The 7,681-nt window shown below is 63.5% G+C and carries 6 protein-coding genes and 1 pseudogene; 1 reads left to right on the top strand and 6 read right to left on the bottom strand.

The genetic code is table 11. The features are described 5' to 3' along the window. From QZ571_RS18055 to QZ571_RS18030, 6 genes and pseudogenes are all read right to left on the bottom strand, one after another. A pseudogene (locus QZ571_RS18055) lies at positions 1–641 on the bottom strand (hypothetical protein); the annotation flags it as partial. Between the two features lie 85 nt (positions 642–726). Next, the gene (locus QZ571_RS18050; RefSeq protein ID WP_295537504.1) at positions 727–1,365 is read right to left on the bottom strand and encodes an ATP-binding cassette domain-containing protein; all 639 of its coding nucleotides are present in this window, start codon (positions 1,363–1,365) and stop codon (positions 727–729) included. Continuing rightward, on the bottom strand, positions 1,362–3,017 hold the full coding sequence (locus QZ571_RS18045) for an ABC transporter permease (RefSeq protein WP_295537502.1): 1,656 nt from the start codon (positions 3,015–3,017) through the stop codon (positions 1,362–1,364). The genes QZ571_RS18050 and QZ571_RS18045 overlap by 4 nt, the downstream gene beginning before the upstream one ends. After that, positions 3,014–4,207: an ABC transporter substrate-binding protein gene (locus tag QZ571_RS18040; RefSeq protein ID WP_295537500.1), complete on the bottom strand. Its 1,194-nt coding sequence runs from the start codon at positions 4,205–4,207 to the stop codon at positions 3,014–3,016. The genes QZ571_RS18045 and QZ571_RS18040 overlap by 4 nt, the downstream gene beginning before the upstream one ends. Before the next feature lie 2 nt (positions 4,208–4,209). Next, positions 4,210–4,824: a CDP-alcohol phosphatidyltransferase family protein gene (locus tag QZ571_RS18035; RefSeq protein WP_295537499.1), complete on the bottom strand. Its 615-nt coding sequence runs from the start codon at positions 4,822–4,824 to the stop codon at positions 4,210–4,212. After that, positions 4,821–6,935: an FAD-dependent oxidoreductase gene (locus tag QZ571_RS18030; RefSeq protein WP_295537497.1), complete on the bottom strand. Its 2,115-nt coding sequence runs from the start codon at positions 6,933–6,935 to the stop codon at positions 4,821–4,823. The genes QZ571_RS18035 and QZ571_RS18030 overlap by 4 nt, the downstream gene beginning before the upstream one ends. A 133-nt stretch (positions 6,936–7,068) precedes the next feature. Here QZ571_RS18030 and QZ571_RS18025 point away from each other — a divergent pair. Then, a partial coding sequence (locus QZ571_RS18025; RefSeq protein ID WP_295537495.1) for a BadF/BadG/BcrA/BcrD ATPase family protein occupies positions 7,069–7,681 on the top strand: 613 nt, incomplete at its 3' end.

Below are 7,681 nucleotides of genomic sequence, written 5' to 3'. Positions count from 1 at the left end.
GCGTTTCGAATGGCCTCGGCAAAGCGCGTGATCAAAACGCTTTGCGCCTTGGCGCTCATTTCTCCGTCTTTCAGAGGCATGACGGAAAGTGACGTGATTCGACCGCCCAGATCGGTGATCGCGCGCAAGTAAACCTGCGCCACCGGCGGCGCGCCGCTTTGCGAGCGATCCTGAATTCGCAGCATCAGCATGTCATGGGTAATCTCGGAATGCAGGATCTTCACGTCCTTGCTTTCGCCCGAGCGCGATAGCGCCGCGCGCCCGATATCAGAGCGAAAGAACGTCTCCATCTGCGCGAGACGGGCGTGGCCAAGCTTGCCGTTCTCATCCTCAATCGCGGGCGGGCCTACGGTCGCGCTTAACAGGGCGGGCTCGGGGGCGCGTGCATCTTCGGGATTGCCCGAGATCGCAGCGCAATTGCCAAAAAGCACAAATCCGCCATTGCGCCCGTCGCGCAGCGTCTTGGGGTCCACGCACCAGCCTTTGGGCGCGGCGATTGTCAGCGCCCCACTTGCCAACGTGGTGCGCGCCTGACCCACCTGCGCGCCGCCCATTCCGGTGGGCACACACCCAACAAGCGACAACGCAACGCCCACCGCAAGAACGCGTTTGATCAAAGTGAGCCAAAGGGGGCGGGTCAATCTCACAAGCATAGGCAAAGGGATAGAAGGTTGCCGCCCGGCTCGCAAGCCTGACGGCGCTAACATCGCGGGGATTGCTCGCCGATTATGGCCGCAATTGCAGCACGCGATCTGCTGCCAGCGCGTCTTGGTCGTCATGGCTGACCATCAGAGCCGGGATCTTGCGTGCGGCAATGTGCTCCAGCACGAAGCCCCGGATCTCTGCGCGCAGCCCGCTATCAAGACGCGCAAACGCCTCGTCTATCAGCATCGCGCGTGGTTCAGCCAGAAGCGCGCGCATCAGCGCCACCCGCATCCGTTGCCCCCCCGAGAGCGTCGCCGGATCGCGGGCCTCAAAGCCCGCCAACCCAGCCTGTTCAAGCGCCTGAGCAACCGCGCGTTGACGTGGGACACGCCCTCGCAGTCCCGCGCGCAGCCCAAAGGCCAAATTATCCCCCACCGATAGATGCGCAAACAGCTGCGCATCCTGAAATAAGACCCCAACACCGCGTTTTTCGGCTGGGAGGGCCAGCAAATCGACCCCGTTCAGCGTGACAGAGCCAACGCTGCGAAATCCCCGCCCAAGATGCCCGCCGATATGCGCGATCAGGCTTGATTTTCCCACACCCGACGGTCCCATGATGCACACCGTTTCGCCGGGTGCGACCGTCAGCGAGAGGCGGGCAAACATCGCCGCCTCCGCGCCTGGTGGGATTAGGGTGACATCGCTCAATTTTAAACTCATGTTGCCCCCCCACGCAGGCCGCGCCGATTGCGATGCAGCCATAGCGGCAGCGTCAAAGCCAGAAGATACCCGATCAGCGGCAGTGCCGCCTGCATCAGCGCCATGATCGCCGCCAACCGCCGATCCGCCCCAGAGGCCAGCGCGACGGCTTCGGTCGCCAGCACGCGCACCCGACCTGCACCCGGCAGCAATACTGCAAGATATTGCGCCACCGACACCGCGATGCCAATCGCGACAGCCGTGGCGATCGGCGCAGCCAGCATCGGTACTTTTACCGCGAAAAATCGCCGCGTCGGCCCCGCGCCAAGGCTTGCCGCGGTTGCCAGCAGCGCTGGATCAAGCGCACGCCACGGCCCGGCCAGCGCAATCATCACATAGGGAAACACGAACAGCAGTTGCGCCCAGATCACGGCCAGCGGCCCGGGCGGCAGGCCTAGCCAAAGAAACCCCGTCGTAAGCCCTTGCAGAAACCCGATCTGGGGCAGCAATAGGGGCAGCGCGATCAGCCAACCCAGATGCAAACGGCGCTGCGTGCGATCCTCAATCTCAAGCCAAAACAGAGACAAACACAGCGCAATCGTGCCTGAGGCCAGCGCCAGACCCAGTGTGCTAAGCGCCGGTGCCAGCCAATCGGCAGAGCCCCAAAGCCGCCCTGAAAACCCGCTTGGCAGAGCGTTGGGAAAACGCCAGAACGTCGCCACGCTCCACAGCAGCAAGGCCCCCAGCGCACCAAGGCCCAACACGACGCCGATCATCGCCATGAACGGTCCCGCCAGTTGCGCGCCCCGCCGCCCGCGCCGCCCTTGGCGCAGCCAAATGCGGCCCAGTCCTGCAATTGCGCGCTCCCCGGCCAGCCACGCCAGCAAGCTGAGCGCCATCACCCCTAGCAAGATCACCGCCATCGCCGAAGCAGGCTGCGCCATCGCTGGATCGGGCGCGCCAAACAGCCGTAAGATTTGCATCGCCATCACCGGCGGGTTCGACGGTCCTAGCACCAGCGCCATATCCACCACCGATAGCGAAAACCCCAAAACGATCAGCACCGGCAGGCGAAGCGCTGGATACAATTGCGGCCAGATCATCAACCGCCAGACCTGACCGGGCGGATATCCCAGCGCGCGTCCTGCCGCCATCTGCCCGGCAATATCGCGCGTTCCCGCCGCCACAAGGGTCGCAAGCACCAGAAACGGCACTTCTTTCAGCATCAGCCCAAGGATCAGCGTAAACCCCCAAGGATCGCCCACCGTAGTCACGGCGGGTGGCAGATCCCAGCCCGTCGCCCAAGGCGAGATCAGCCGCACCGCCCAGCCCGAGGGCGCGAGCAAGAACGCCAGCCCAATCGCCAAAGCAGCATGGGGCACCGCCAAAAGCGGCGTCAAAAACCGCACCGCGCCCGATTTGCCCACCAGCCACACGCCAAGGGGGACCGAAACGGCCAGCGACCCCAGCGTCGCCCCGATCCCGGTGATTAGCGTCAGCCGCAAGCTGCTGGCAAAGCCGGGCAGGGCGACCGCCTGCGCAAAGCCCTGCCAGCCCAGATCAAACCGCCCGATCCCCGGCTGCCAGCCCAGTGCCGTGCCCAGCGTTAGCCCCGCGCCGATCAAAACAGGCGCGCCAAGCAGTAGCAAAAACAGGGCTCGGGCAGCGATCATTGCGTGTAGCGCTTGGCCCAGTCTTCGGTGATCCGGGTCATCCAACTGGGATGCGGCTCGGGCAGGGTCGGCCCTAGATCAGCCAGCGTGGGCAGCGCCGGGGCGCTCGGCAAAGCTGCGAAATCCGCCTTGGCCGCAGCATCCAACTTGGCCGGGTCGAGCACCGAATAGCTGCCCAAAACGTCGATATTTTGCATATGCGCTTGCGTGGCCGGATCGAGCAGGAAATTCGCCACAACCTCGGCCCCCGCACGATGCGCCGCGTTATAGGGGATCGCCACAAACGACATATTCCCGATTGAGCCGTCCTTGGGCACCCAAACGCGCACGCTTGGCGGCAAGACCTGTTGTTGGATCATCGCGGCAGGAGCGGCGGGGTCAAAGAACATCGCGAAATCAGTCTCTCCATCGGCCAAAAGCTGGGCCTGTGCGCTTTCGTTTTCGGGAAAATCACGCCCATGATGCCACATGTTCGGACGCAGCGCGTCATACCACGCCCAAAGTGGTGCGGTTTGCTGGGCATAGGCTGCATCGGTGACGGGTTTGGCCAAGGCTTCCGGATCTGGCGCCATCTCGACCAGCGCCTGTTTCAGAAAGGTCGCTCCCATGAAATTCGCCGGATTGGGATGGGTGAAACGGCCCGGATGCGCCGCCGCCCACGCGCCCAAGCCTGCCATATCCTCGGGCAGGTCGTTCACCCGATCCGCGTCATAGGCAAACACGAATTTCGCCAACCGCCACGGGCTTTCATAGCCCTCGGTGGGAATGGTGAAATCGGTGGTTGCTGCCGATCCGGGCGCAAGATCAAGATATGTCGCATTCGGCAGATCGGTTAGAAACGGACCGGCCAGCAGCCCCGCCTGTTTCATCGCCAGAAAATTCGGCCCGTTGATCCAGATCAGATCGACCGCGCCGCGGCTATCCTTGCCCGCCGCCTTTTCTGCTTGCACCCGCGAAACCGCCTCGGCCGTGTCGCTTAGCTTCACCTGAGTGACCGTCACGCCATAGTGCGCCTGCATCTGCTCTGACACCCAGTCAATGAACGCATTGGTGCGCGGATCGCCCCCCCAGGCGTTGAAATACACCGTCTGACCCTTGGCGTCGGCCACCGTTTTGGCCCAATCGGCAAGTACCGGAGTGCCCAGCAGGCATGACGCCGCAAACCCCAGTGCAACAACAAGTTTCTTCATGCTCACTCCGTCTCTGAAAAGGCCCGCCAGCCCATCAGCCAGCGGGTGAGGGTGGTGACACCACAGGCCATCGCAAACAGGTAGGCCAGCAGCGGGAAGGCGTTGGGAAAGACGCAAATTGCGGCGAAGAACAAGATCGTCTCGGCCCCTTCGGTCAGCCCGCCCAGGTAATAGATGCCCTTGCTCGGGTAGCTTTGCGCAGACAGACCGCGTTTCGCGGCAATCGAGGCAAAAGCCAGAAAGCTTGACCCGGTGCCCACAAACGCCGCGATCAGCACACTGGCCGCCAGCGCATTGCGCCCTGGATCGGCCAGCGCAAATCCTACCGGGATCAGCGCGTAGAACAGGAAATCGAGCGCAATATCAAGAAACGCCCCGCGATCCGTCGGCCCGTTGATCCGCGCAATCGCCCCGTCCAGCCCATCGGCCAGCCGGTTGCGCAAGATCAGCACCAGCGCCAGCCAATAGGCATGTAACGCCAGCGCCGGGATCGCCAAAATCCCGATGCTGAATCCCGCCAGCGTGACCTGATCGGCGCGCACACCGCGCGCCGCCAGCGCCGCCGCGGGCGAGCGCAACATCGCGCGCTGAAGCGGTAGTAGCGTGGCGTCAATCATCCGCGCCTCCATGCCATGAACCGGCTCGCAAGTGTCAACATACGCGGGTTCACATGCCCTTGCCGCCAGCGCCCGGCTGCGTTTTTCGCGGCCTCTGACCAGCTTGGATAGATATGGGGTGTGGATAGGAGTTTGCCCAAACCCAGCTTGTGACGCATCGCCAGCGTGATCTCGGCCAAGATCTCGCCCGCATGATCGCCCAGAATGGTCGCACCTAAAATCGTATCCGAACCCTTCGCCGTGATGATCTGCACGAACCCTTCGCGCGCGCCCTCGGTGATCGCGCGGTCCAGATCGGCCAGCGGATAGCGCACCACCTCATGCGCGATATCCTGCGTATTTGCCTCGGCCACCGTGAGCCCCACACGCGCCACTTCGGGTGCAGTAAAGATCGCCGCCGGAATGGGCGCGGACGCCGCTTTGAAGCGCCAGAACGGAGCCGCCAAAGCATTGGCCGCGGCGATCCAGCCCTGATGCCCAGCGGCATTGGTCAGCTGCAACGGCCCCGCCACATCACCCGCCGCGAGGATATTGGGCAGCAAGGTCTCAAGATATTCATTGGTTTCGATCACGCGATCCGTGCGAATGCCCAGCTCTTGTAGGCCGTAGCCCTCAAGCCGCGCGCGCCTGCCAACAGCCACCAACAGCATGTCGAATTCGACCCGCGAGCCGTCATCCAGCTCGACCCATTTATCACTATCCATGCCAAATTGCATCGCTTTCGCGCCGATTTTCACCTCTACACCATCCGCGCGCAGCGCGGCTTCCAGTGCTTGCGAGACCTCGGGTTCTTCGCGCGCCACCAGCCGATCCGCCGCCTCGATCAGCGTCACACCGCCCCCAAGCCGCGCAATCGCCTGCGCCAATTCGCAGCCAATCGGTCCACCGCCCAAAATCACCATCCGCTCGGGCGGGGCAGGGCGCGCGGCCAGTGCCGTCCACAGCGTTTCCGAGGTCAGCGGCTCGACCTGATCCAGCCCCGGCAGAGGTGGGATCAACGGAGCCGCGCCAGTTGCCAGCACGACCGCGCGGCTGGTCCAGCGCTGGCCATCAACTTCCACGGTCCACGGGTCGATCAGTCGCGCATGACCGCGCTTTACCTCAACGCCCAACCCTTCATACCGCTCGGGGGAGTCATTGGGGGCGATCGTTGCAATCACCTCGGAAATTCGCGCTGTGACTCGCGGCCAATCCACCTGCGGCATGCTGCTGACCCCCAACGCCGCGCCCGAACGCGCATTCGCCGCTGCGCGCCCCGACGCGATCAGCGCCTTTGACGGAACGCAGCCGGAATTGAGACAATCGCCGCCCATTTGCGCCTGCTCGACCAGCGTCACCTTCGCCTTGGCCTGTGCTGCGACATACGACGCCACCAACCCCGCCGCGCCCGCACCAATCACCGTGAGGTTGCGATCAAAGCTTTTCGGCCGCGTAAAGCCGCGATAGGCCCGGCGGCGCGCCACGATGCGCAACCCCGCCCGTGCGATCCACGGGAAAATCGCCAGCAACACAAACGCGCCAAGCAATCCCGGCGAGAGGATACCCGACAGGCTATCAAGCTGCCCAAGCTGCGCCCCGGCGGCCACATACACCACGGTCCCCGGCAACATCCCCAGTTGCGAAATCGCGTAAAATCGCAGCGCCCTCATTCGGGTCAAACCAAAGGCGAGGTTGATCACGAAGAATGGCACAACCGGAATCAGCCGCAGCGAGAACAGATAAAACGCCCCATCGCGCGCCACACCTTTTTCAACCGAGACAAGCCGATTGCCCAGTTTCCCCCGCACCCAATCGCGCATCAGGTAGCGCCCCACCAGAAACGCCAGCAGTGCGCCGATGGACGACGCAAACGAGATCAGCACCAACCCTTTCCAAAACCCGAACAAGGCCGCGCCTAGCAGCGTCATCCACAGCGCAAAAGGCAAGGATAGAGCTGCAATTGCCACATAGAGCAGGAAAAACCCCAGCGGCAGCGCCAGAGGATAGGCGGCTTGCCAGCCGCGCAAACCGTCGCGCAAATTGCGCAACGCGTCCGGGTTCGGATCGGCGACGATGAAGGCGGCTAAAATAGCCGCCGCGATCAGTGCCGCGAATATGAGTGGTTTGCGCATCGGTCCCCGCATGTGTCGTTTTAGTGATAAAGCCCGCAGGCTGCTTTCCCAAGTCGTTTCGGTGTCGCGCTTCGTTACACTCTTTCGCTTATCGCGTGGCTTTGGCAGTGTTACGTCGCAAATGGAGGCAGGGATGCATTTTCTTGGGCTCGACGGCGGCGGCAGCGGATGCCGTGCGGTTCTGGCGGATCAAACGGGGCGCATTATCGGGCGCGGATCGGCCGGTCCGGCCAATATCGCAAGCGATCTCGCGAGCGCTGCGCAAAATATCCGCGCCGCGTGTGACGCAGCGATGGCGGGGGTTGAGGGCGGTGATATTCGCGCAGTCTTTGGGCTTGCAGGTGCCAATCTGGGCGGTGCTGCCGAGGCGCTCGCCGCGCAACTCCCGTTCAAGACGCGCATCGTGCAGGATGTGACCACCTCGGTGCGTGGCGCGCTGGGCACGGGGGATGGGATCGTCGCGGCGATCGGCACTGGTTCGGTTTTTGCGCGCCAGTTGGGGGGCGTGATCCATTCCATCGGCGGCTGGGGGTTGCGTTTGGGCGATGAGGGTTCGGGGGCGTGGATAGGGCGCGCGCTGGGCATAGCGGCTGCGCGCGCCTCCGATGGGTTTCGCGAGATCACGCCGCTGTTGCGCGATGCGCTGAGCGAATGGGACGGTCGCGCAGGCTTGATCGCCTTTAGCTTGCGCGCCACCCCCGCCGATTGGGCTGTTTACGCGCCGCGTGTGCTGAATAGCGATGATA

The organism is uncultured Thioclava sp. (genome assembly GCF_913064665.1).
In the GTDB taxonomy this organism is placed as follows: domain Bacteria; phylum Pseudomonadota; class Alphaproteobacteria; order Rhodobacterales; family Rhodobacteraceae; genus Thioclava; species Thioclava arctica.
This window is presented reverse-complemented; position numbering and strand designations above follow the sequence as displayed.

Coding starts and splice junctions, on each gene's coding strand:
- QZ571_RS18050 (WP_295537504.1), bottom strand. CDS start 1,365: ATGAGTTTAAAATTGAGCGATGTCACCCTAATCCCACCAGGCGCGGAG.
- QZ571_RS18045 (WP_295537502.1), bottom strand. CDS start 3,017: ATGATCGCTGCCCGAGCCCTGTTTTTGCTACTGCTTGGCGCGCCTGTT.
- QZ571_RS18030 (WP_295537497.1), bottom strand. CDS start 6,935: ATGCGCAAACCACTCATATTCGCGGCACTGATCGCGGCGGCTATTTTA.
- QZ571_RS18040 (WP_295537500.1), bottom strand. CDS start 4,207: ATGAAGAAACTTGTTGTTGCACTGGGGTTTGCGGCGTCATGCCTGCTG.
- QZ571_RS18035 (WP_295537499.1), bottom strand. CDS start 4,824: ATGATTGACGCCACGCTACTACCGCTTCAGCGCGCGATGTTGCGCTCG.